Annotated in this window: 17 protein-coding genes and 1 pseudogene; 6 read left to right on the top strand and 12 right to left on the bottom strand. The window is 73.5% G+C overall.

Features of this window, described 5'->3' with window-relative positions; translation table 11 throughout:
* The first annotated feature begins 93 nt into the window (after positions 1 to 93).
* Positions 94 to 1290 carry a macrolide 2'-phosphotransferase gene (locus tag AB0302_RS06185; protein ID WP_366370881.1) on the top strand — a complete coding sequence of 399 codons (1197 nt, stop codon included), beginning with the start codon at positions 94 to 96 and terminating at the stop codon, positions 1288 to 1290.
* Here AB0302_RS06185 and AB0302_RS06180 read toward each other — a convergent pair.
* The 3 genes from AB0302_RS06180 to AB0302_RS06170 are packed head-to-tail and all read right to left on the bottom strand — an operon-like array spanning position 1265 to position 8706.
* Positions 1265 to 4744: an ATP-dependent DNA helicase gene (locus AB0302_RS06180; RefSeq protein ID WP_366370880.1), complete on the bottom strand. Its 3480-nt coding sequence runs from the start codon at positions 4742 to 4744 to the stop codon at positions 1265 to 1267. The two genes, AB0302_RS06185 and AB0302_RS06180, sit on opposite strands and share 26 nt — an antisense overlap.
* Complete coding sequence (locus AB0302_RS06175; RefSeq protein WP_366370879.1) at positions 4732 to 8199, bottom strand: PD-(D/E)XK nuclease family protein; 3468 nt, start codon at positions 8197 to 8199, stop codon at positions 4732 to 4734. Before AB0302_RS06175 ends, AB0302_RS06180 begins: the two co-directional genes overlap by 13 nt.
* A gap of 30 nt (positions 8200 to 8229) precedes the next feature.
* A complete protein-coding gene (locus tag AB0302_RS06170) occupies positions 8230 to 8706 on the bottom strand; it encodes an MGMT family protein (RefSeq protein ID WP_366370878.1) in 477 nt (158 codons plus the stop codon).
* 66 nt (positions 8707 to 8772) lie between these two features.
* Between AB0302_RS06170 and AB0302_RS06165 the strand changes: the two genes are divergently transcribed.
* Entirely contained in the window at positions 8773 to 9459 is a 687-nt protein-coding gene (locus AB0302_RS06165) for a 3'-5' exonuclease (RefSeq protein ID WP_298987329.1), read from the top strand.
* A 21-nt stretch (positions 9460 to 9480) separates the two neighbouring features.
* Here AB0302_RS06165 and hemL read toward each other — a convergent pair whose 3' ends face one another.
* From hemL to AB0302_RS06150, 3 genes are all read right to left on the bottom strand, one after another.
* Positions 9481 to 10809 (bottom strand): glutamate-1-semialdehyde 2,1-aminomutase, encoded by a 1329-nt coding sequence (hemL, locus tag AB0302_RS06160; protein WP_319076269.1) that lies wholly within the window; start codon positions 10807 to 10809, stop codon positions 9481 to 9483.
* Positions 10806 to 11792 (bottom strand): porphobilinogen synthase, encoded by a 987-nt coding sequence (gene hemB / locus AB0302_RS06155; RefSeq protein WP_366370877.1) that lies wholly within the window; start codon positions 11790 to 11792, stop codon positions 10806 to 10808. The genes hemL and hemB overlap by 4 nt, the downstream gene beginning before the upstream one ends.
* A gap of 90 nt (positions 11793 to 11882) precedes the next feature.
* Positions 11883 to 12416 carry an ATP-binding protein gene (locus AB0302_RS06150; protein WP_248117247.1) on the bottom strand — a complete coding sequence of 178 codons (534 nt, stop codon included), beginning with the start codon at positions 12414 to 12416 and terminating at the stop codon, positions 11883 to 11885.
* A gap of 92 nt (positions 12417 to 12508) precedes the next feature.
* On the opposite strand from AB0302_RS06150, the gene AB0302_RS06145 reads away from it, so the two are divergent.
* Together AB0302_RS06145 and AB0302_RS06140 are read left to right on the top strand one after the other, a co-directional pair.
* Positions 12509 to 13051, top strand: coding sequence for a GNAT family N-acetyltransferase (locus AB0302_RS06145; RefSeq protein WP_366370876.1), 543 nt, complete (start codon positions 12509 to 12511; stop codon positions 13049 to 13051).
* A gap of 35 nt (positions 13052 to 13086) precedes the next feature.
* Positions 13087 to 13572 carry a GNAT family N-acetyltransferase gene (locus AB0302_RS06140; RefSeq protein WP_366370875.1) on the top strand — a complete coding sequence of 162 codons (486 nt, stop codon included), beginning with the start codon at positions 13087 to 13089 and terminating at the stop codon, positions 13570 to 13572.
* 454 nt (positions 13573 to 14026) lie between these two features.
* Here the strand turns inward: AB0302_RS06140 and AB0302_RS06135 are convergent, their stop codons facing one another.
* The gene (locus AB0302_RS06135) at positions 14027 to 15154 is read right to left on the bottom strand and encodes a hypothetical protein (RefSeq protein WP_366370874.1); all 1128 of its coding nucleotides are present in this window, start codon (positions 15152 to 15154) and stop codon (positions 14027 to 14029) included.
* 222 nt (positions 15155 to 15376) lie between these two features.
* On the opposite strand from AB0302_RS06135, the pseudogene AB0302_RS06130 reads away from it, so the two are divergent.
* Positions 15377 to 16555 (top strand): annotated as a pseudogene (locus AB0302_RS06130) (IS3 family transposase).
* 175 nt (positions 16556 to 16730) lie between these two features.
* Here the strand turns inward: AB0302_RS06130 and AB0302_RS06125 are convergent.
* The 5 genes from AB0302_RS06125 to AB0302_RS06105 form a co-directional block, all read right to left on the bottom strand.
* Positions 16731 to 17441, bottom strand: a complete 711-nt coding sequence (locus tag AB0302_RS06125; protein ID WP_041290833.1) for a DUF305 domain-containing protein — start codon at positions 17439 to 17441, stop codon at positions 16731 to 16733.
* Between the two features lie 59 nt (positions 17442 to 17500).
* Positions 17501 to 19519 carry a copper-translocating P-type ATPase gene (locus tag AB0302_RS06120; protein ID WP_366370917.1) on the bottom strand — a complete coding sequence of 673 codons (2019 nt, stop codon included), beginning with the start codon at positions 19517 to 19519 and terminating at the stop codon, positions 17501 to 17503.
* Positions 19520 to 19816: 297 nt separating this feature from the next.
* Positions 19817 to 20146 carry a heavy-metal-associated domain-containing protein gene (locus tag AB0302_RS06115; RefSeq protein WP_012801982.1) on the bottom strand — a complete coding sequence of 110 codons (330 nt, stop codon included), beginning with the start codon at positions 20144 to 20146 and terminating at the stop codon, positions 19817 to 19819.
* A 71-nt stretch (positions 20147 to 20217) separates the two neighbouring features.
* A complete protein-coding gene (locus AB0302_RS06110; protein ID WP_192593062.1) occupies positions 20218 to 21387 on the bottom strand; it encodes a HAMP domain-containing sensor histidine kinase in 1170 nt (389 codons plus the stop codon).
* Positions 21384 to 22109: a response regulator transcription factor gene (locus tag AB0302_RS06105; protein WP_366370873.1), complete on the bottom strand. Its 726-nt coding sequence runs from the start codon at positions 22107 to 22109 to the stop codon at positions 21384 to 21386. Before AB0302_RS06105 ends, AB0302_RS06110 begins: the two co-directional genes overlap by 4 nt.
* A 156-nt stretch (positions 22110 to 22265) precedes the next feature.
* Between AB0302_RS06105 and AB0302_RS06100 the strand changes: the two genes are divergently transcribed.
* Positions 22266 to 23132, top strand: a complete 867-nt coding sequence (locus AB0302_RS06100; protein ID WP_298713843.1) for a F510_1955 family glycosylhydrolase — start codon at positions 22266 to 22268, stop codon at positions 23130 to 23132.
* Positions 23133 to 23570: the final 438 nt, after the last annotated feature.

Here is a 23570-nt window from a genome sequence, read left to right as displayed (position 1 = left end):
GGTCTGCGCGTCCGGCGACGTCCCACCGTACCAACCCGCGGACGCCGGTGCGCCCCACCGCGCTCGGGCGTGGGCGCGCATAGGGTGGACCCCGTGCACCGTCAGTCCCTCCACCTCGCAGCCCTGGCCGCCGCGGCCGTCCCCGGCCTGACCCCGGTCTCGGTGGTCGCCAGCCCGGACGACCCCGCGGACTTCTCCGCCGCCGTCGTCGTGGACGCCCAGCGCCAGTGGTGGCGCGTGCGCTCCCCGCGCACCCCGGAGGCGGGGATCCGCCTGGAGACCGAGCTGCAGGTGCTCGCCGCGCTCACCCCGCGCGTGCGCGCGGCCCTGCCCTTCCGCACGCCCTCCGTAGCCGGCGCGGTGCGCCTGGGTGGCCTGCGCACCTTCGTGTACCAGGACATGCCGGGCCGTCCCCTCCCCCTCGAGGACCTCGTCCCGCTCGGCGAGCCCGCGGTGCAGGACGTCGGCCGCGTCATCGCGGCCGTGCACACCCTGCCCTCCTCCGTGGTGGACCTCGCGGACCTGCCGGTCTACACGGCGGAGGAGGTGCGCAACCGCCGGCTGCATGAGCTGGACCAGGCCGCCACCACGGGTCGCATCCCCCCGGTGCTGCTGCGCCGCTGGGAGGAGGCCATGGAGGAGGAGGCCCTGTGGTCGTTCTCCCCGGTGCCGGTGCACGGAGACCTGCACGAGGACAACCTGCTCGTGGAGCGCGGCCGGGTGGTCGGGGTGACCGGCTGGACCGACCTGCACGTGGGCGATCCCGCCGTGGACCTCGCGTGGCTGGCCGCCGCCGAGGACCCCGACTTCGCCGAGCGCGTGCTGGACGCCTACCGCGGGCGGCGCGCCGACGCCGGAGCCGGTGACGACGGGGACGAGCACCTGATGCGCCGCGCCTCCCTCCTCGCGGAGTTCGCGCTGGCCCAGTGGCTGGTGCGTGGCGTGGACCGCCACGACGCGGACATGATCGCCGAGGCGGAGGACATGCTGGCCGAGCTGGCCGACGCCGTCCGGGGCCGCACGCACGGGAGCGCACCGGAGCACGCCGACGGCGAGGCGGCCGACGGCGAGCCGGCGGGCGACGCGGTTGATGCCGACGACGAGGACGCCGACGGTGACGACGCGGGCCGCGAGCGCGAGCCGGACGAGGCCGACGAGGCCGACGACCAGACCGCCGCCCTCACCGTGGTGCCGGCTCCGGGCCGGGAAGCGGACCGGGCCGCCGCCCGGGGTGCTCGCCGGGCGCAGAGCCCCGGCGACGGGATCACGGGCGGTTCAGCGCCTCGGTGACGATGCGCTCGAGCTCATCCTCCCCCGGCAGGTGGGCGAGCGAGCGCTCGACGCCGTGCGCGACGTAGACGAAGCTCGCCCTGATGTTCTCGAGCGGGATCCCGTGCAGGCGTGACCACGCGAGCCGGTAGACCGCCAGCTGCAGGCCCTTGACCTCGAGGTCGCGGTCCGACGGCACCGCGCCCGTCTTCCAGTCCACCAGCTCCCACTCGGCCTCGGGATCGAGGGGCATCCCCTCGCGGGCTCCCGAGCAGTAGATGGCGTCCACGCGCCCGCGCAGGGTGATCCCGGCGACCGTGGTCTCCACCGCCGCCTCCACGAACGCGGGGGTCCGGTCCGCCCAGCGCGAGGACCGGAACCACTCCTGCATCGGGGCGAGGTCCAGGGCGTCGTCCACCCACTGGTCGGCGGCGTCCGAGGGGTCCTCGATGTCCAGCATGCCCGTCGCGCCGAACCGGTCCTCGAGCCAGGCGTGGAACGCCGTGCCGCGGCGCGCCGCGTGGGCGGGCGGACGCGGCATGGGCCGGCGCAGCTGCTCGGCCACCGCCTGCGGGTCCGCCGCCAGCTCACCGTAGAGCGAGACGGAGACGTGGCTCGGCAGCGCCACCTGGCCCCCGGTCCCGGCGATGTCCCGGCGCCGCAGCAGCACCCAGGCGAGCTCCCGGGCGATCTCCGGGTCCGCCTCAAGGTCCTCGGGGGCCGCGTCTCGGACGCGCGCAGCCGCGGACTCGACCGCGGCGCGCCGCGGCCGGGAGCGGGACGGGAGCTTCTCCCAGCGGTCCTCGTCCTCGGGGTCCTCCGGGTCAGCGACGGCGACCTCCGGCCCCGTCAGCGGGTCGAACGGCCACCAGGCGGCGAGCAGGCGGCCGGCCACGGGGTTCTCCTCCGTCAGCTCGGAGGGGTCCGGCTCGTGGCCGATCTCGATCCCGGGGAACGAGCCGGCGAGCGCGGCGACCTCCTCAAGGAACTCGGACGGCGCCGCGGGGTTCTTGTTCGTCCCCTTCCAGCGGGTGGTGCTCAGCCACAGCCGGCTCCGCGCGCGGGTGAACGCGACATACGCGAGCCGCCGCTCCTCCCGCCTCCCGTGGGCGTCCACGGCGATCTGGTAGGGCTCGGGCAGCCCCTCGGCATCCTTGGACGTGTAGGTCCTGCCGGCCGACTGCGCCCAGTCGCGCATGTTCTCAGCCCATCCGGCGTCCCACTGCGGCAGTGAGGCCGCGTCACCGCGCAGGGCCCACGGCAGCGCGCCGTTCGCGGGCGCGGTCCAGCGGTCGGACCGAGCCGAGGGGAACGAGCCCTCCATGAGCCCCGGCACCGCGACGACGTCCCACTCCAGTCCCTTGGACGCGTGGGTCGTGAGCACCTGGACCACCCCGGGAGCGGGCTCCCCGGCCTCGATGCCGAGGCCCTTCTCGTGCTCCTCCACCGACGCCGTCCAGGCGAGGAACGCGGAGAGCCCCGCCGCCGCCGTCGTGCCGGCGGCGAAGCCGCGCGCCGCGTCCTGGAACGCGTTGAGGTGGCGGCGGGCGGAGGCCCCGGACGCGTCGGGGCGCAGGGCCACCTCCACGTCCAGGCCGATCTCCCGCTCGACCTCGGCGATGAGCTCGGCGGGCTCCGCGTCCGCACGAGCGGAGAGGCGCCCCAGGAGGCGGTTGGCCTCGCGCAGGCGGCGCAGACCCTCGTCCGAGAAGCCGCGCCCGCGGGAGCCGGTCCAGTCGAAGCCCTCCCGTGGCAGCGAGTCGAGGGCCTCCAGCAGGGCGGGGGCGTCGGTGTCCTCCTCGGGGCTCACGTCCGCGGCCTCGACGTCCGCCGCCCCCTCGGCTCCGGCGGCCCGCAGGCGGGAGACGAAGCGGGCGCGTTCGTGGAGCACCTCGAGGTCCGCGGGGCCGATGCGCCACCGGGGGCCGGTGAGCATGCGGACCACGTGGTCGTTGCGGGAGGGGTCGGCGAGGACGTGGAGGACGGCGAGCACCTCGGAGACCTCGGGAAGGGAGAGCAGTCCCGAGAGGCCGAGGACCTCGTAGGGCAGGCCTGCCTCGTCGAGGGCCGCGAGCACCGGCACGAACTGCGCGCGCGTGCGGCACAGGACCGCCCGCGTGAGGCGGGTCCGGCCGTCGGCCGCGACGTCCGGCAGCGCCGCCAGCCGCTCCGCGAGCGCCCTCGCCTCCTCGTCCTGGGTGACGTGCCGGTCGATGCGCACCTCCCCCTCGCCCGCTCCGGGGCGGGGGCGGAGGGGTCGCAGCTCGATGGGCGAGCCTGCCCCCGCCTCCGCGTGGACGACGAGCGGAGCCGCCACTGTGTTGGCCGCCTCCAGCACCGCCTCGTCGTTGCGCCACGCGACGGTCAGGTGGGAGACGTCCGCGTTGACGCGCCGAGCTCCGCCGTCGGGGAGCGCCTGGACCCGCGGGAAGGTGCCCGGGAAGGCGAAGAGCTGGCCGGCGGAGGCGCCGCGGAAGCCGTAGATGGACTGGTGGGGGTCGCCGACGGCCGTGACGCAGTGCCCGAGCCCGGGCGCGTCCGCCTCGGGGCCGGTGGGGCCGAAGAGCCCGGCGAAGATCTGCATCTGGGCGTGTGAGGTGTCCTGGAACTCGTCCAGCAGGACGACGGGGAAGCGACCGCGCTCCTGCTCCCCCGCACAGGGCACCTCCCGGGCGATCCGCGCGGCGTGGCGCAGCAGGTCGCCGAAGTCCATCGCGTCGCGCTCCTGCTTGGCCTCGTCGTAGCGGGCCACGAGGTCGGCCATGAGGGCCCGGTCCTCGAACGCCTCGATCAGCTCGAGGATCACGCGGGAGGGCTCCTTCATGCGGGCCGGGAGCGGGAGCCCCTGGCCCTGGGCGACGAGCGCCTCCAGGTGCGCACGGACGTCCTCGGGGGCCACGAGGTGCTCCGCCATGTCCCCCGCGAGGCGCAGCGCCTGGGAGATCAGCGTGGAGGGCCGGACGCCGAGGCGGTCCGCCACGATCGGATGGGACTCCACGACGCCGGCCATGATCCGGTGCGCGTCGGCGTCGCCGAGCAGCACGGCCTCGGGCTCCACGCCGATGCGCAGCCCGTGGTCGCGCACGAGCGCGCCCGCGTAGGAGTGGTACGTGGACACGGCGGCGCGGCCGAGGTCCTCCGGCTCGCCGTCGAACCCGGGGATCACGAGCCCGGAGCGCAGCAGGGCGTCCACCTTGTCGTTGATGCGGTGGGCCAGCTCGCCGGCGGCCTTGCGCGTGAACGTGACGCCGAGGATCTGGTCGGGCCGCGCGTGGCCGTTGGCCACGAGCCAGACCACGCGGTCGGACATCGTGGCGGTCTTGCCGGAGCCGGCGCCGGCCATGACGAGCCGGGGCGTGAGCGGAGCGGTGATGACCTCGGCCTGCTCGTCCGTGGGCGGATGCACCTTCAGGCGGGCGGCGATGTCCTCCGGCGCGTGGACCGCGGCGGGGACGTCCATGTTCAGCGGTTCCATTCGGTGACCTGCCTTCCTTCGGCGCAGAGGGGACAGACGGACGGCAGGGCGCAGCCGGCGGACCCGTCGTGGAGGGCGAGGAAGCGGGGCCCGACGGTCCGGCGGGCGGCCGTGAAGACCTGGTCGAGGGCCCAGCGGTCCTCGTCGGTCAGCGCGGCCTGCTCCTGCACCTTCGTCTTCTGGGTGCCCGCGCCGAGCTGGACGAGCGCGGCCCCGGCCGGGGCGGACGGCTCCGCCAGCTGCGCGAGGGCGGCCCGCAGCGCCGGGTCGGCCTCCGGGTCATCCCGCAGCACCGCCACCCCGTGCGCGCGCAGGGCGACCTGGTAGGCGGCGAGCTGCGGCTGGCGGGGCAGCTCGGCCGCCGACGGCGCGCGGCGGCCCGTCTTGAGGTCGACGATGTACGGGCGTCCGGCCGCGTCCACCTCGAGCCGGTCGATGACGCCGTTGATCAGCACCGTCAGTCCCGCCCACGTGAGTTCGGCCCGCATGGGCACCTCCTGGGCCAGGGCGCGCCGCCCCGCGGCCCGCGCGACGGAGAGGTAGCCGAGGTAGGCCTTCGCCAGCTCGCGGGCCCGGGCGTGCTCGAGCTCGCTGACCCACCCCTCGGGCAGGCCCAGCTCCGGCAGGCGACGCTCGAGCTCGGCGCGCACGGCCTCGGGCGGGCCGTCCGGGTGGTGCTCGGCCACGGAGTGGACGAGGGTGCCCACGGACTGCGCCAGCGTCGCTCCAGCCTGGGACCCCACGTGGTAGAGCAGCCAGTTGAGGGGATTGGTCAGGGCGGTCTCCACGCGGGACGGCGAGAGGCGAACCGGGTGGTGGGCCACGTCCGTGAGGGCCTCCTCCGTGGACAGCGGCGCGAGGCCCCACCAGTGCGCGGGGTCTGCGGTCTCCACGCCGTCCGCGGCCAGCCGGGCGAGGGCCGCGGCGGCCGCCGCCGGATCCACGGCCCCCGCGCCTTCCTCCCCCTGCTCGAGGGCGCGGCGGAGCCGCGCGACGAGCGCGCCGGCCGTCAGCGGCGGCGCCACCTCCGTGAGGGGGCGGACGCCGCTCTCATTGACGCCGGGTTCCGCGGGGGCCAGGAGGTCGAGGAAGTCGGAGGGCATCTCGTCCTCGTTCCGCACGGCGGTGGCGAGGACGCGGCGGCGCGCCCGGGAGACCGCCGCCGCCAGCATGCGCAGCTCGTCCTGCCGCGTCTCCTGCAACCGGGTGCGGTGGTCCGTCGGCCACGCGGAGGGGTCGGGCGCGAGCAGCAGGTCCGCGAGGTCCGTGGCGCCGAGCAGCTGGCCGCGCAGCCGCGTGTTGGGCCAGACGCCGTCCTGCAGGCCCACGACGATCACGGTGTCCCAGTCGCGACCGGCGGCGACGGCGGAGGCAGGGGTCAGCACGTGGACGGCGTCCCCGGTCTCCGCGCGGCGCGCGAGGGTGTCCATCGGCAGGTCCTGGGACTCCATGTACCCGCGGAAGTCCTCGGGCGAGGATCCGGGGAACTGGTCCACGAAGCGCTCCGCCACCTGGAACAGCGCCACGACGGCGTCCAGGTCTGCGTCCGCCCGCCGCGCGTCCCGGCGGGTGTCCGCCCCGTCCACCCGCCCGAGGGCGATCGAGCGCCAGCGGTCGGCCCGGCCGGAGGCCGACCACAGGGCCCAGAGCACGGTCTCGGCCGTCGCCCCGGGGGCGGCGGCCGCCTCGAGGCCGGCGCGGAACATCCACGCCACGCGCCGCAGGGCACGATGCCGCCCGGCCTCCTCCCCCGCGAGCGCCGGATCCGCGAGGGCGGCCACGAGCAGCTCGTCCGACGAGCGCCGCCCGCCGCGCGCCCGCTCAGCCCGCAGCAGGTCCTGGCGCAGCCGCCGCACGTGCAGCGCCGTGGCCGCTCCGTAGCGCCCGGTCAGCAGGCCGACGAGCTCCTCAGGGTCCAGCACGGAGACGACGTCGGCCTCGGGGTCCCCCGCCAGGGTGGCGCAGGCGCCCAGGAGGGTCAGCAGCGGGGCGACCGCCGGCTCCTCCTTGAGCACGGTGCCCGACGCGTCGCGGGTGACCGGCACGCCCTCCGCCTCGAGATGCCGGGCGAGCGCCGCGACGCGGGAGCCGGAGCGGGCCACCACGAGGAGCCGGTCCAGCGACACGGACTCCTCGTGATGCACCCGCAGGACCCGCTCGAGGACGAACTGGTCCTCGTCCGCCCGCGAGCGCACGACGTGGCCGCGCACTTCTCCGCCCTCCTGTGCCGGCAGCGCCGTGCGCCGGGCCCGCTCGATCGGCTCGTGCCGCTGCCGGACCCGGCGGGCCACCCGCAGGTACCCCTCGAGCACGCCGGCCGCCATGCGGTGCCCCTGGGCCAGGACGACGGTCCGCTCCCCCGGCGCCGGCGACGCCGGGGCGCCCGGCACGGGAGCCGGGTCCAGGGCGGCGGGGTACTCGCGGACGAGGTCCGGGCGTGCGCCGCGGAATCCCTCGACCGTGGTGTCGGGGGTCGCCGTGAGGAGGACGTCCCTGCCGACGCCGAGGACGCGGAGGAGATCGTGCACGGCGGGTGTGGCCTCCTGGAGGTCGTCCACCACGAGGGCGCGCAGCCGGGCGCGTTCCGCCCGGGCGAACTCGACGGCGGCACGGTCCCGCTCCGGGTCCTCCGGGAACCGCTCCGTCAGGACGAGCACGGCGGCGCGGATGAGGCCGGCGGGGTCGAAGGCCTCCGCCATGCCCAGGTCCAGGCGGTCCCGGTAGTCCTGGACGAGGACGGCCGCCGCCTCCCACGCCGGCCGCCGGTGCACCTCGCCCAGCTCCTGCAGGCGGCCGGGCTCCACCCCGAACTCGCTCATGCGGTCCACCAGCTCGCGCACCTCGCGGCGGAACCCCCGCGTGCCCACAGCGGGGACGACGTCGGCCGGCCACTCCGGACCGGCCGCGTGGCCCTGGGCGTAGCCCTCCAGGAGCTCGGCGATCACCGTGTCCTGCTCCGCGCCGGACAGCAGCCGCGGGGCGTTCGCCAGGTGCCGGAGGGGGCCCGTGACGCGGGCGCGGCGGAGCAGGTCGAACGCGTAGGACGCCCACGTGCGCACCGGCGTGACAGCGCGCGTGCCGTGCCCCGTGGCCTCGAGGCGCTCGGTCAGGGCGTCGCGCAGACGGGCCGCGGCGTCCCGGCTCGGCGCGAGGACCAGGAGGGACTCGGCATCCGTCCCCGCCTCGAGCCGCCGCGCGGCGTACTCCACGGCCACGGTGCTCCGCCCCGTGCCGGGCGCACCGAGCACGAGGACGGCCCCGTGCCCGGGGGCGAGGCCCGCCACGGCCTCCTGCGCGGGGGTGAGCTCGACCGTCTCCTCCCGCTGCCGCCCTTCGCGGACGAGGAGGGCGTGCACGGGCGGCGCAACGGGCTCCTCGGCCTCGTCCGCCGCGAGGATCGCGGCCTCCTCGAGCGCCCCGTCCGGGGCGGCTGCGGCGTGCTCGTGTGCGCTCATGGGGTCATCCTCCCATCGGCGCGGGACAGGTTAAGGGGTGCGCCCGCTTGCCGGGCTGATGCTCCCGCGGCCGTGGTCCACGCGCGCCGCGAGGTCGGCGATCGCCGCGAGCGCGGGGCCGTCGCCGTCGTCGTGGGGATCCCAGGCGGCACGGGCCAGGTCCACACGCGGCAGCCCGCCGGCGGCCGGGCGCAGCGGCGTGCCCTCGCGATCGCGCTCGGGCGCGGCGCGGGCGGCGAGGTCCTCGGGCAGGGACCCGTCGGCCCGCACGACGCGCCACCACGGGGTGCCCGGATCCGCCTCGGCCATCGCGCGTCCGGCCAGTCGCGCGCCGCCGCGGCCCAGGATCCGCGCGAGCGCCCCATAGGACACGGCACGCCCCGGGGGCACGAGGCACGCGACGGCGGCGAGCGCCTCCGCCACCGTCAGCGGACCCTCGGGTGGCGCGGCGGGGAGGGGAGGAGCGCGGCGCGGCGGAGCGGGGCGCGGGACGGCGGCGGAGGACACGAGCCCATCCTGCCCGCCCGCCGGAGGGTGCTTCACGCGTCCGGCTCCGGCGGTAGCGTGGCGGACGTGAATTGGCATGAGCAGATCCGAGCCGGGTTCGACCTCGAGACCACGGGCAGAGACCCCCAGCAGGCGTTGATCGTGACGGCCACCATCGTGATGGTGGACGCCTCGGGCGCGGCCGTGTCCGCCGCCGAGTGGCTCCTGGACCCGGGCGTCCCGATCCCGGACGAGGCGGCGCAGGTGCACGGTGTCACCACAGAGCGGGCCCGCGCCGAGGGCATGCCCGCGGCGCAGGGGGTCATCGAGATCACGGAGACGCTGCGGGACCTCTTCGCTGCCGGCATCCCGGTGATCGCGTTCAACGGGGTGTACGACTTCACGGTCATGGACCGTGAGGCGCGGCGGCACGGCCTGACCCCGCTCGACGCCGCACCCGTGATCGACCCCTACGTGCTGGACAAGCAGCTGGACCGCTACCGCAAGGGCAAGCGCACTCTCACCGCCGTCTCGGAGCACTACGGCGTGCAGCTGGAGGACGCGCACACCTCGGCCGCGGACGCGCTCGCCGCCGTCCAGGTCGCGGACCACCTGGCCCGCAAGTACCCCGCAGTCCAGATCGAGCTGTCGGAGCTGCACGCGAGGCAGGCCCAGTGGAAGGCCGAGCAGGCCGCCAGCTTCGAGGAGTACCTGCGCCGGAAGGATCCGGCGGCCACGGTCTCGCGGGAGTGGCCGGTCGAGCCCGGCACCTGACCCTCGGAGCTCGGACCGCTTTCAGCCCTGCGGCGTCGCGGCCGCGGCCGCCCTCACCGCGCCGGGAAGGGCCTCGAGGACCGTGCCGATCGCGGCGTCGTCGTGCGCCGCCGAGACGAACCAGGCCTCGAAGACCGACGGCGGCAGGTACACGCCCGACTCCAGCATCGACTGGAAGAACGGGGCGTAGCGGAACACCTCCTGGCCCTGCGCGTCGGCGTAGTCCTTCACGCCGCCCTTCGACGTCCCGAACGCCACGGAGAAGAGCGTCCCGGCGCGCTGGATCGAGTGGTCCACGCCCTCCGCGTCGAGCGCGGCCACGAGGCCCTCGCGGACCGCGTCGGAGGCGCGCTGCACGGCGGCGTACACGGCGTCGTCGGCGCTGCTCAGCGTCGCGTACCCGGCGGCCATCGCCACCGGGTTCCCGGAGAGCGTGCCCGCCTGGTACACCGGGCCGAGCGGGGCCAGGTGGTCCATGATCGCGGCCGAGCCGGCGAGCGCGGCGACGGGCATGCCGCCGCCGATCACCTTGCCGAAGCACCAGATGTCCGGGGTCCAGCCCTCGGGCTCCCCGCTGAGGCCCCACGCGCCGCGGCTCGTGGCGCGGAAGCCGGTGAGGACCTCGTCCCAGATCAGCAGCGCACCGTGACGCTGCGTGATCTCGCGCAGGAACGCGTTGAAGCCGTCCTGCGGCTCCACCACGCCCATGTTGCACGGCACGGCCTCGGTGATCACGGCGGCGATCTCGGACCCGCGCTCGGCGAACGCCTTCTCCAGGTCCTCGCGGGAGTTGTAGGTGACCACGAGCGTCTCGGAGGCCGCGGCCTCGGTGACGCCCGCGGACCCGGGCAGGGCCGCCGTCGCGACGCCGGAGCCGGCGGCGGCCAGCAGGCCGTCGGAGTGGCCGTGATAGCAGCCGGCGAACTTCACGATGAGGTTGCGGCCGGTCACGCCCCGCGCGAGGCGCAGGGCGGTCATGGTGGCCTCCGTGCCGGTGGACACGAAGCGCACGCGCTCCACGGGGACCTTCGAGGCGATCAGCTCGGCAAGCGCGGTCTCCGACTCGGTGGAGGTGCCGAAGCTGAGGCCGCGGTCCACGGCGGCGTGCACGGCCTCCAGCACGGCCGGGTGGCCGTGGCCGAGCAGCATGGGACCCCACGAGCAGACGAGGTCCACGTACTCGCGGCCCTCGACGTCGTAGAGGTACGGCCCCTGCGCGCGCTCCATGAAGCGGGGCGTGCCGCCGACGGAGCCGAACGCGCGCACCGGCGAGTCGACGCCGCCGGGGATGACGGTCTGGGCCGCGGCGAACGCGGCGGCGTTGGTGGTGCGGGGGGTGCGGGTGCTCACAGGGAGCCCTCCTTCATCCAGCGGCCGAGCTCGGCCGCCCAGTAGGTCAGCACGGTGTCGGCGCCGGCGCGCCGGATGGAGAGCACGGACTCGGTGATCGCGGCGCGGCGGTCGATCCAGCCGTTCGCGGCGGCGGCCTCGATCATCGCGTACTCGCCGGAGATCTGGTACGCGGAGACCGGCACGTCGGCCATCTCGGCGACATCGCGCACGATGTCCAGGTAGCTCATGGCCGGCTTCACCATGACCATGTCCGCACCCTCCTCGAGGTCCAGGGAGACCTCCAGCAGCGCCTCGGTGCGGTTCGCGGCGTCCATCTGGTACGTCTTGCGGTCGCCCTGCAGGGCGGAGTCGACGGCGTCGCGGAAGGGGCCGTAGAACGCCGAGGAGTACTTCGCGGCGTAGGCGAGGATCGCCGTGTCCGTGTGGTCGGCGGCGTCGAGGGCCTCACGGACCACGCGGACCTGGCCGTCCATCATGCCGGAGGGGCCGAGCACGTCCGCGCCGGCCTCGGCCTGCGCCACGCCCATCTGCGCGTAGATCTCCAGGGTGGCGTCGTTGTCCACGGCGCCGTCCTCGCGGAGCACGCCGCAGTGGCCGTGGTCGGTGAACTCGTCCAGGCAGAGGTCGGACATGACGACGAGCGCGTCCCCCACCTCGGCCTTCACGTCGCGGATGGCCTTGTTCAGCACGCCCTCGGGGTCGAGGGAGGCGGTGCCGCACGTGTCACGCGTCTGCGGCACGCCGAACAGCATGATGCCGCCCAGGCCCAGCTCGGCGGCCTCGGCCGCGGCCGCCTTGAGCGAGTCGGTGGTGTGCTGCACCACGCCCGGCATGGACGCGATGGGCTGCGGCTCGGCCACGCCCTCCTTGATGAAGGCCGGCAGGATCAGCTCGGCCGGGTGGAGGCGGGTTTCGGCGACCAGGCGGCGCATGGCGGCGGACTGGCGCAGACGGCGGGGGCGCTGGTGGGGGAATGACATGGCCTCGAGTCTAGGCCGTGGGCCCGACGCGGCACGGGTGCGCGGTCCCCCTCAGGACGCCGCCCGGGCCGCCGACGGCGAGGGCGCGCGTCACCGGCGGGGCAGGGCCGCCAGCGCGTCGCGCAGCGCGGCCGCGCGGGTGGTCGTGTCGATCACGGTCCGGGGACCGTCGCGGTCGACGTCCCACGCCACCCAGCCGTCCGCCTGGACGTCATCCCAGGTCGGGACCCGGTGTCCGGGGATGTCGGCCGCGCGCGTCTCGACCCGGCGGCGATGCTCCCGTTCGTCCGGCAGGACCGTCTCCAGGACCACCAGCCGCGCGCCCGCCCGCGGCGCGGTCCCCGCCCAGCCGGCCCGGGAGGCGGGGACGGGATGGACGGCGTCGACGACGACGTCGTGGCCCAGCAGCAGGTTGGAGACCGCGAGCTCGTGCACGACGGCGTAGCCCGCAGCGCCCACGTGGTCCTGGACCCGCCCCAGTGCGGTCTCGACGGCGTCCACCCGCAGACAGCAGGCGCCCGTCGCCCGCGCGAGCGCCTGGGCCAGCGTGGTCTTGCCCGTCCCGGCGCGTCCGGCGAGCACGCACAGCCAGGGCCGGTCGCCTCCCTCGATCACCGTTGCCATGGGGCCCATGGTGCCGGTGACGACGCCGGCGCGCCCGCCGACCCGCCGGGGCGGTGTTGACATCCGCACGCCGACCCGATCCCGTGGGGCCCATGACTCCCCCGATCCACCTGCGCCCCCTCCGCCCGGACGACGCCGACGAGATGGTCGTCGTCCTCTCGGATCCGGCCCTGTACACGTTCACGGGCGGCGAGCCTCCCGCCCGGGAGGGCCTCTCCCGCCAGTACGCCGTCCATGCCCGCGGCCACTCCGACGACCGCAGCGAGACATGGCTCAACCACCTGGTGGTACTCGACGACACCGGGGAAGCCGTCGGCTACGTGCAGGCCACCGTGCCCGTCTCGGGCGGGCCCGCCGAGATCGCGTGGGTGATCGGCGTCCCCTGGCAGGGCCGGGGCCATGCGACCGCCGCGGCGCGCCTGCTGCTCGACGAGCTCGCCCGGCGCGGGGTCCCCGAGGTCGTGGCCGACATCCACCCCGACCACGCTGCCTCGGCCGCCGTGGCACGGCGGCTCGGCCTGCGCCCCACCGGACACCTCGTCGACGGCGAGCAGCGCTGGGAGGGACCCGTCGCCGTCGCGGACGGGGCCGCCCCGGCCATGAGGAGAGGAACCCCGCGCCCACCGACCTGCTAACCCTCCACCTGTCGCCGGCGCGGCCTGGCGAGCACGTGCCCGGCGGCCTCGAGCTGCGGGGCCTGGAGGTCGAAACGGCTGACGAGCTGGCCCGGTGCTACTTCGCCAGCTACCCACCGGGCGTCGCCGCCTCCGACCTGGCCGAGGCGCGCGAGGAGATGGACGCGACCTTACGCGGCGACTACGGGGAGCTGCGCGCCGACGCGAGCGCCTCAGCGTGGGTGGAGGGCCGCCGGGCCGGGGCGGTCATGGTCGTCACGCACTCGATCTGGGACGCGGACCTCGCGGGGCCGTTCATCATCGACCTCTTCACCGATCCCGCCGCGCGCGGGAAGGGGGTCGGGCGCGCCCTGGTACAGCACGCCGTCGACGCCTGCTCCGCCGCCGGCGACCCCGCCCTCAGCCTGCGCTTCGGCGAAGGCACCTCCGAAGCGGCCATGGGGATCTATCGGCGGCTCGGATTCCGACCCGTTCGGCAGGGGGAAGTCGGTCATTCCTGGCCGAGCCGCTTCGCGCCATGACGCTGGGCATCGAGACGGAGCGCGTGGGCATCCCGAGCGCCCTCGCCGCCGACCCCTGGCGCCCTGCGTGCGGCGCCGAGCGTTCACCCGTACCAGGTGGCTCCCGGTTATCGCTCCAGCAGCCACGCCGGCTCTGCGCCGGACGCCGTCCTGCCCGGCGCGCTCGACTCATGGACCTGGCCTCGCAACACGTCCATGAGCACCGCCTCAAGATCGCCCGGGCATCTCGTAAGCAGTCGGCTCAGGTCCGTCCGCTGCCCGATCACCCGTCCCGGGTCCGCCGGTGGCGGCCGCCCCTGCCAGGGCACCACCGTGAGGACCCCCGCGATCACGTCAGCATCCAGGAGCCACGCACAGCGGTTTCGGCTGAAGTGCCGCCGCTCCAGCTCGACGACAAGCCTGCACACCGCCTCCATAGAGGGCATCGATCCGGAAGAGGACGGCCTGCGGGTGCTCACCTCTCCCCCTTCTGAGTACGGTCACCCGCCCGTGCCGGCCCCGCGGAGCCGATATCAGCGGCAGTCGCGCGGCGGATCCATCCGCCGCCGGGCCCACGGTGCCAGCTTTGCCTGGGCTCGTCCGACTCGCGCACCGTGTCGGTGAGCCATACGGTGGTGTCCGGGCCCCACCCGGCGAGGACCGTGGCCGCATCAGCGTCTACGGACAGCGCCCGGGTGGCTGAGCTGAGATAGCCCATGGTGGTCAGATGCACCGCGTCCCACTCCGAGGCGACCTGCTCCCAGTCCGGTATGACCCAACGGCCGGACCGGCCCGTCACCCGGTACCAGTCGTGCCGGCGTGAGGCACTCACCTCCAGAGGGAACTCCCGGCACAGCCGCACCCAGTCACCGGGGGCGTGGATCTCATACGTCCTCCCCGCCCCCTGCACCGGGATCACCGTGGCCGCCTCCGCGCCGAGAGCGTCCTCGACGAGGTCCAACCCGGTGGGGATCTGCCCGAAGCCAGCAGTGACTCCCTGAGGGATCGACCACCAGCTCCCGGACCAGTTCGCCGTGGGGTCGGCCGGGCGTTCGACGGTGGCGCGAGCCTCCTGCAACCGCTCCTCCTGGGCCCATTCCGACAGGACGCGACCCGGGTGACGGGTCAGCCGGGTCGGATCCTCGAAATCCCGCCAGTCGGCGACCCACTGCACCGGCTGGCGTGGACGTCCCCAGGGCCGGGACGCGGGTGAGGCCACGACGGCGGCGGCCACGGGTGCCAGGGCGGCGCGGATGACCGACTGCCCAGCCAGCACGTCCTCCCCGTCGGGCTCCTGCCAGTACCTGGCCGATTCCACAGCGCTGACCAGAGCCGACTGGACCACGTCGTCCGAGAGGCCCGAGAGGTCGAGACCGGTCAGGGCCCCTGCCACCTCGTCCGGGGATACCGTCGGAGGCGAGACCGGGACGCGGCGGCCCTCGTGGACAGCCCACACGAGACGGGCGCCGCCCCGATCCGGGTCCAGCTCTTGCCCGAGCCAGAACACCAGGTCCGCGACCCGCGGGCTGAGCGCCCTCGCCGCTTCGAGACAGAGACGCCGCCCCCGCGGACCGGCCAGCAGTGCCTGTGTGCTCGCTTCCATCGGACCATCCTCCCCCGACCCCCACGACTCGTCGAGGGCCACCTCCGCCCCCGTGGCCCCGTCGTGCTGGAACCACAGCGTCGCCTCGGTCCGAAACGGTCTTGCCTGTCGCGCTCGGCTCGCGCTGGATGTGCTCACCTTTGACTCGCGGCGAGGGTCTGCCGTGAGTTTGGTTGACATCTGATCTGTGGTCCCGGGAGGGGCTGCTGGAAGGATGTCCTCATGCCCGCTGCATACCCCCGAGAGTTCCGCCAGGACGTGGTCAGCATCGCCCGCAAGGGCCAGATGCCGATCGCGCAGGTCGCGAAGGACTTCGGCATCACCGAGTCCTGCCTGCGTCGCTGGCTGGCCCAAGACGATGTCGAGGCCGGGATCCGGCCCGGCGTCACCAAAGCTGAGAACGAGGAGCTGAAGGCGCTCAAGCGCCGCAACCGTGAATTGGAGATGGAGAACGAGGTCTTACGCCGCGCCGCCGCGTATCTGTCGCAGGCGAACCTGAAATTGGGCCAGTCCCCGAAATGACCTATCCCGTCGTGAAGGACCTGGCCCGCGACGGGATCCCCGTGAAACTCTCCTGCCGGGTCCTCGGGTTCACCCGTCAGGCCTACTACCAGTGGCTGGCCGAACCTGTCAGCGCGCGGGAATGGTCCGACGCGCATGCCGCCAATGCCGTCCTCGACGCCCATGCTGATGGCCCGGAGTTCGGATACCGGTTCCTGGCTGAGAAGCTCCGCGACCGTGGCCTAGACGTGTCAGACCACCAGACGTTGAAGGCCTGCCGGCTCGTGCGTGTCCGCTGCTGCCACTGGTTCCGCCGCGGCTCGGGCAAGCGTCCTGGCCCTGCCGTTCATGATGATCTGGTTCGTCGTCAGTTCCGCGCTGAGAAGCCGAACCAGTTGTGGCTCACGGACATCTCAGAGCATTGGGCCGGGGACTTGCAAGCTCTATCTCTGCGCGGTCAAGGACGTGTTCTCGAACCGGATCGTGGGCTACTCGATCAATCGGCGGATGAGCTCGCAGCTGGCTGTGGATGCCCTGCAGATGGCTCTGGCCCGGCGTGGAGGCAAGGCCGAGGTGCAGGGTTGCCGTGTGCATTCGGATCGTGGGTCGCAATTTCGATCCAGGCGATTCGTGGAGACGCTGCGGGTCAACGGCTTGGTCGGGTCGATGGGCCGGGTCGGTGCTGCTGGGGACAACGCGGCGATGGAATCCTTCTTCGCGCTGTTGCAGAAGAACGTGCTGGACCGGCGTCGCTGGCAGTCCTTTGCCCAGCTCCGGCTCTCAATCGTGAGCTGGATCGAGCGGACCTATCACCGGCGTCGTAGGCAGGCCCGTCTCGGCAGGCTCACCCCCGTCGAGTTCGAGATGGTTCAATCAGTCCAGGCGGATGCCGCCGCCTGATAACTCGTGTCAACCAAACTCACGGCAGACCCGCCCTAAGGGATGGCCCTCCTGCCGTCGAAGCAGGGGCCGGCCTCACCCAGGGCGGCCCATCATCCGCTGACGGCACCACACCTCCAAGGACGGCCCGTCCACCGAACGGGCCCTCCTTGGGATTGTGGTGCGGCGATGCCGGTCAGGTCGCGGGCAGCTCCTGAAGCATCTGTTCCATCTCGGTGATCTCGGCCTGCTGGTCCGCGACGACCTTTTCGGCCAGGGCCACGGCCTGCGGGGTCTGCCCGCCCTCGACCTCGTCCTGGGCCATCTCGATGGCGCCCTGGTGGTGGGCGGTCATCTGCTCCAGGTACAACCGGGCAGCCTCGGTGCCCTGGGCCTGCTCCAGGGCGGCCATGTCCTCCTCGGACATCATCCCGGACATCCCGCCGTGGTCCATGCCCTCCATACCGCCCATGTCTCCCATGTCCACGGGGTCTTCACCCCAGGCGGTGAGCATGGCGTTCATGCGCTCGATCTCCGGGCCCTGGGCGTCGATGACCTTCTGGGCGAACTCGGCCACCTCGGCCGGGATCTCATCCTTGGCCAGCAGCATCTCGCTCATCTCCACCGCCTGCTGGTGATGCGGGATCATCATCTGAGCGAACATCACGTCCGCGTCATTGTGCTCGGCGGAGACCTCCTCGGCCGAACCGGTGGCCGAGCTAGTAGCCGATTCCGTGGCGGACGGTGTCGCGGTGTCCGTGGCCGCAGGGGTGGCGGCGGGGGCGGAGCCGGTCGCGGTGGCCGAGGCCTCAGCGCCGGCGTTCTCGTCCTGGGCCCCGGTGCCGCAGGCGGTCAAGGTCAGGGCGGAGGCCAGGGTCAGGGCGGTCAGCGTCATGGTGCGTTTCATGGTGGGTCCTTTCATGGTGGGTTGAGGGTTCACATCAGGGTTCACGCCAAGGGGCGAGATCAGGAAACCGCAGCCGGCTGAAGGGCAGCCTGCGACCGGGGGTGCTCGAGAGGAGCCAGGTGCTCCGGGTCCAGGTCGGTGCGGCGCAGCAGCTGGGCGTTGAGGGCCACCACGATGGTGGAGACGGACATCAGGATCGCGCCCACCGCGGGGGAGAGCACGAAGCCGATCGGGGCCAGCACGCCGGCGGCCAGCGGGACGGCGAGCACGTTGTATCCGGTGGCCCAGACCAGGTTCTGGATCATCTTGGTGTAACTGGCCTTGGACAGGTGGATCATGGATAGCACGGCACGGGGGTCATTGCCGGCCAGCACCACGCCGGCCGATTCCATGGCCACGTCGGTGCCGGCGCCGATGGCGATGCCGACCTCGGCCCGGGCCAGGGCCGGGGCGTCGTTCACGCCGTCCCCGACCATGGCCACGGACAGGCCCCGGGCCTGCAGTTCGGTGACCTTGGTGTCCTTGTCCTGGGGAAGGACCTCGGCGAAGACCTCGTCGATGCCCAGATCCCGCGCCACGGCCTCGGCGACCTGGCGGGCGTCGCCGGTGATCATCGCGACCTTGACCCCCCGGGCGTGCAGGGCGGCCACGGCGGCCCGGGACTCGGGGCGGATCTTGTCCTCCACGGCGACCGCGCCGATAACGGACCCGTCGCGGACCACATGCAGCACCCCGGCCCCCCGATCCGTCCAGGCCCGGACATCGGCGGCCAGTGCCTCGGGGGTGTCCAGGGTGAGCTCGCGCAGCATGTTCGGCCCGCCGACGAGGACCTCGGCGCCGGCCACGGTGGCCGTGACCCCGCGGCCGGTGGCGGCCTGGAATCCGGTGCCGCGCAGGCCCAACCGGGCGGCCTCGGCATGACTGGTGGCGGCGGTGACGATGGCCCGGGCCACCGGGTGCTCGCTGTCGGCCTCGGCCGCGGCGGCGTAGGCCAACAGCTCGGCCTCGGAAATGCCGGGCGCCGCGGCGACACCGGTGACGGCGTGGGCGCCCTCGGTCAGGGTGCCGGTCTTGTCAAAGAGCACCACGTCGATGGTCCGCATCTTCTCCAGGGCCATCCGGTCCTTGATCAGCAGCCCGGCCTTGGCGGCGCGTTCGGTGGAGATCGCGATCACCAGCGGGATGGCCAGGCCCAGGGCGTGCGGGCAGGCGATCACCAGCACGGTCACGGTGCGGGTGACCGCATCGGTGGGCTGACCGATCACGGTCCACACGATCGCGGTGATGATCGCCGCCCCCAGGGCGAACCAGAACAGCAACGCGGCGGCCCGGTCCGCCAACGCCTGGGCCCGGGAGGAGGACTCCTGGGCGTCGGCGACCATCCGCTGGATCCCGGCCAGAGCGGTGTCGGCGCCGACGGCCTCGATGCGCACCCGCACGGTGTTGTCGGTGGCCACGGTCCCGGCTACCACCCGCTCCCCGACGGTGCGGGCCACGGCCCGGGATTCGCCGGTGATCATCGACTCGTCGAACTCCGCGGCGCCTTCCAGGATGGTCCCGTCGGCCGGCACGCGGGCCCCGGAGCGCACCAACACGGTGTCCCCGACCGCCAGCTCGCCGACGGGCACGGTCACGGTGTCTCCGTCCACGATCTTCTCGGCCTTCTCCGGCAGCAGCGCGGCCAGGGCGTCCAGGGCGGAGGATGCCGCGCCGAGGGCGCGCATCTCCATCCAGTGCCCGAGCAGCATGATGGTCACCAGCAGGGCCAGTTCCCACCAGAAGTCCAGCATCAGGTCCCCGATGCCCAGGGAGGTGATCCAGGAGGCGACGAAGGCCACGGTGATGGCCATCGCGATCAGCAGCATCATCCCCGGCTGGCGGGAGCGCACCTCGGTGAGTCCGCCCTTGAGGAAGGGGGCGCCGCCGTAGAGGTAGATCACGGTGCCCAGCACCGGGGCGATCCACGTCGAACCGGGGAACTCAGGGACGTGGTAGCCCAGCAGTTGTCCGACCATGTGGCTGAAGAACACCACCGGGAGTGACAGCACCAGCGAGACCCAGAACCGGTTCTTGAACATCGCGGTGGAATGCCCGGCGTGCTTGCCGTGGTCATGGACCTGGTGCTCCTCGTCCAGGGCCGAGTGGGCGTGGCCCTGGGGCATGGCCTGCCCGTGGGTGGCCGCGTCCGCGGGGTGGTGGGCGGCATGGTCGGTGTGGTTGGCGTGGCCGGCGTGGGGGTTCGGGTCTGGGTGTTCGGCGGTCTGGTCGGTGGGGTGATCGTGGTGGTGCGGGGTGCTCATGGTGTTCCTTCTGCTCGGCGGTCTGTTCGGCGACCGGCTCAGCGGTGGGGCGCCGACCTCGAGGGGATGGGTCGGTTAGATCCGGACGCGGTAGCCGGCCGCTTCGATGGCCGTCCGCACGGAGTCCGCGGAGGCGGGCCCGGTCACGGTGACGGGGGAGGCCCCGCCGGCGACCAGTTCGACCCGGACATCGTCCACCCCGTCCAGGGCGCTCACGGCCTCGGTGACGGAGCCCACGCAGTGTCCGCAGGTCATGCCCTCCACCTGGTAGGTCGCGTCGCCGGCGCTCGTCCCGGTTGGGTCGGCACTCTGGCGCCCGGCGGGGGCGGTGGCGTCGGCGGCTGGGGCGCAGCACGAGCAGCCGTTGGTGGCCCCCGGCAGCGGGGTGCGGGCGGATTCGGTCATGACGGTCTCCTTCAGGTCTGAGGGCGGCGCCGGACGGCGCCTCTCCTCTTGGTATATACCCCCCGGGGGTATCATTCAAGGGGTGGAGCGCCGGTGTTCACGGTGGATAAACGGGTGCGCCGGTAGGTGGGCTGGTCGGGGGGCTGCTTGGTGGGCAGGTCGATGGTGAACGTCGCCCCGGCCGTGGTGGAGGTGGCGCTCAGGGTGCCGCCGTGGGCCTGGATGAGAGCTCGGGAGATGGCCAGGCCGACCCCGGAGCCGCCGTGGTCACGGTCGCGGGCGGTGTCCCCGCGGTAGAAGCGTTCGAAGACGTGCGGCAGGTGCTCGGGAGAGATCCCCTCCCCGGTGTCGGTGACGCTGAGCGTGACCCCGGACGGGCTTTGTCGGGCCTCGAGGGTGACCCGGCCCCCGGCCGGGGTGTGGCGCAGGGCGTTGGTGAGCAGGTTGCCCAGGACCTGGCCCATGCGCTGGCGGTCCACGTCCACGGCCAGGCCCGGATCGGCGTCCATGGTCAGGGCCACGCCCTTGGTGGCGTAGGCCTCCTTGTGGGCCTCGGTCGCGGCATGCAGCAGCCCGCTGACCCCTTGGGGGCTGCGGTCCAGTTCGATCCGGCCCTCCTCGGCGCGGGAGACGTCGTTGATGTCCTCCACCAGCCGGGTCAACCGGGCCAGCTGCTCGCCCATCAGCTCACCGGTGGGCTCGTCCCAGTGGGACACCCCGTCTTGCAGGGCCTCGTGGTAGACGGTCAGCACGGAGACGGGGGTGCGCAGCTCGTGGGCCAGGTCCGAGAGCATCCGTCGACGGGTGTCCTCGGTGCGCTGAAGCCGTGCGGCCATGGTGTTGAAAGACCCTGCCAGCTCCTCCACCTCGGTGCCGGCGCCCATGGCCGGCACGCGGGTGTCGTACCGTCCACCGGCCATGGCCTTGGCCGCCTGGGTCAGGGCGTTGATCGGACTCTGGATCCGGCGGGCGACATGCCAGGTCAATGCCAGACAACAGATCAAGGCCGTGGCCAGGGCCACGCCCAGGGTCCAGAAATTGGCGTCCCGGTAGGCCTGCTCCACGTGCAGCACCTGGGCTGCATCGTGTCCGGCCCCGGCCTGTTCCAGGTGCTCGTGGAACAGTGGTGGGCCGGCCAGGGAGGCCACCACCACCGCGGCCAGCACGCTGGCCCCCACCACCAGCAGCTGGGCGAGGAAGAACCGGGCCGCTAATCCTTGGTAGCGCCGCCGGCCGGTCATTGCTCCGCCATCCGGTAGCCGACCCCGCGGACGGTGTCGATATAGCGGGCCGGGTCCGCGTCGAGCTTGCGGCGCAGGTTCTTGATGTGCACGTCCACGAGCCGTTCATCGCCCACCCAGGCCGGGTCCCAGACGATATCGATCAGCTGGCGCCGGGAGAAGGCCTGGTGCGGGCGCCCCGACAAGGCGGCCAGCAGGTCGAACTCCGTGCGCGTTAGTTGCACCACCTGGCCCGACACGCGGGCCTCGTGGGCGGCCAGGTCGATGACCAGGTCACCGCAGACCCGTTCCGGTTCGGGGGCTGACACCGTTGTGCGCGGCCGGCGCATGACCGCCCCCACCCGGGCGACCAGCTCCCGGACGCTGAAGGGTTTGGTGATGTAGTCATCGGCCCCCACCGCCAATCCCTCCAACCGGTGGTGCTCATCGCCGCGGGCGGTGAGCATCAGCACATAGCACTCGGAGAAGGCCCGCACCCGCCGGCACACCTCGATCCCGTCCAGCCCGGGCAGGCCCAGGTCCAGGACCATCACGTCGGGCTCGTGAACCCGGGCGGCCTGCACTGCGGCCGGGCCGGTGTGGGTGAGGGCCACCTCGTAGCCGGCCCGCTCCAGGTAGGTGGCCACCATGCGCGCCAGCGGCTTCTCGTCATCGACCACCAACACCCGGCCGGCCGCCGGACCAGTCCCAGGGTCAGTCCCAGTGCCAGTGCCAGAGTTCATGGGTCCAGTCTCGCTCTGTCTCGCGCCCCGGCGGCTCAGAACGGTGCCGGGGCGGGGAATCTTCATCGAATCTTCAAGGCAAACCGCCCCATCCCGGCGCGTCACCGGCCGACAATGGTAGAAGCCCCGCCTTTTGGCCCGGGGCGGAAAGGCTCCATGACCCCCCTGACCCGCAGAACCCTGATCGCCGGCGGGCTGACCCTGCTCGGCGCTGGCACCCTCACCGCCTGCGCCGCGCCGAACCCCGCGACATCCCCGGCGGCCGGCACCGGCACGCAGGGCACCGGCACGGCCATCACCCACGTCCATGCCCTCACCCGGGACCCCGAGTCCGGTGAGGTGCTGCTGGCCACCCACCAGGGCCTGTTCCGGCTCCAGGACGGGGAGCTGACCCAGGTCGGTCCGGTCGTGGACTTCATGGGTTTCACCCTGACTCCCGAGGGCCGCTACCTGGCCTCGGGTCACCCCGCGCCGCGCACCGGCCTGCCCGAGCCGCTGGGCCTGGCCGAGTCCACCGACCGGGGCCAGAGCTGGACGGTGCTCTCCCGCGGCGGCGCATCCGATTTCCACGCCCTGGCCGCCGGCCCGAACGGGGTCCTCGGCTTCGATGGGCAACTGCGCGCCAGCACCGACGGCCTCACCTGGCAGAGCCTTGAGATCCCCGTCGCCCCGGCATCGCTGGCGATCTCCCCCCAAACCGGGACCGTGCTGGCCACCACCGAAACCGGCATGTTGCGCTCGACCGACCACGGCGCGACCTGGACCACCCTGGACACCCCCCAGCTGATGCACCTGGTCGCCTGGGCCGATGACACCACCGCCGTGGGCGCCGGCACCGAGGGACACCTGCTGACCAGCACCGACGCCGGCGACACCTGGACCGCCAGCGACCGCCCGGTCGGCACGGCCACCGCCCTGGGAACGGGCATCACCGACGACGGGCAGACCGAAGCACTGCTGGTCGTCGGCTCGACCGTGCTGTCCACCACGGACGGCGGGAACACCACCGAATCGCTACTGTGACCTCCTCCCGCCGCCCCCTGTCCGGCTGGCCCGCCCTTCGAACCGTTCTGGGCACCCTCGTGTTGATCCTGGGCCTGCTCGGGATGCACGCTGGTACGGGCACCAGCGCGGCTTGGGCCGCCACCGGTACGGCCGCCGCCACAACTGTTCATCACCTCGGGCCGGGGGCCATCGGTCCGGCCGGCATGGTGCCCGAGGTCGTGCTCCCGGCCGAGCCTGCCGGGGATGAGGCAGCCGACCCCGGGCTGCCGGTCTGTGCCCTGGAGGCCGTGGACGATACCTGCGCCTCGGCCCTGACCAAGGCACCTGTCGTGTCCCACTTGGCCTCCCGGGCCCTCCTGCCTAGGGCGTGTTGCTAAAGGATGGTGGCGAGCCAGTGCAGTGTCGCTGCGAGACTGAGCCCGGCGTGATAGTTCCGGGCGTACTTGTCCGAACGCA

The organism is Micrococcus sp. NPDC078436, assembly GCF_040702705.1.
GTDB lineage: Bacteria > Actinomycetota > Actinomycetes > Actinomycetales > Micrococcaceae > Micrococcus.
Note: the sequence above shows the minus strand (reverse complement) of the source record. Positions and strands in the feature narration are given on the sequence as shown.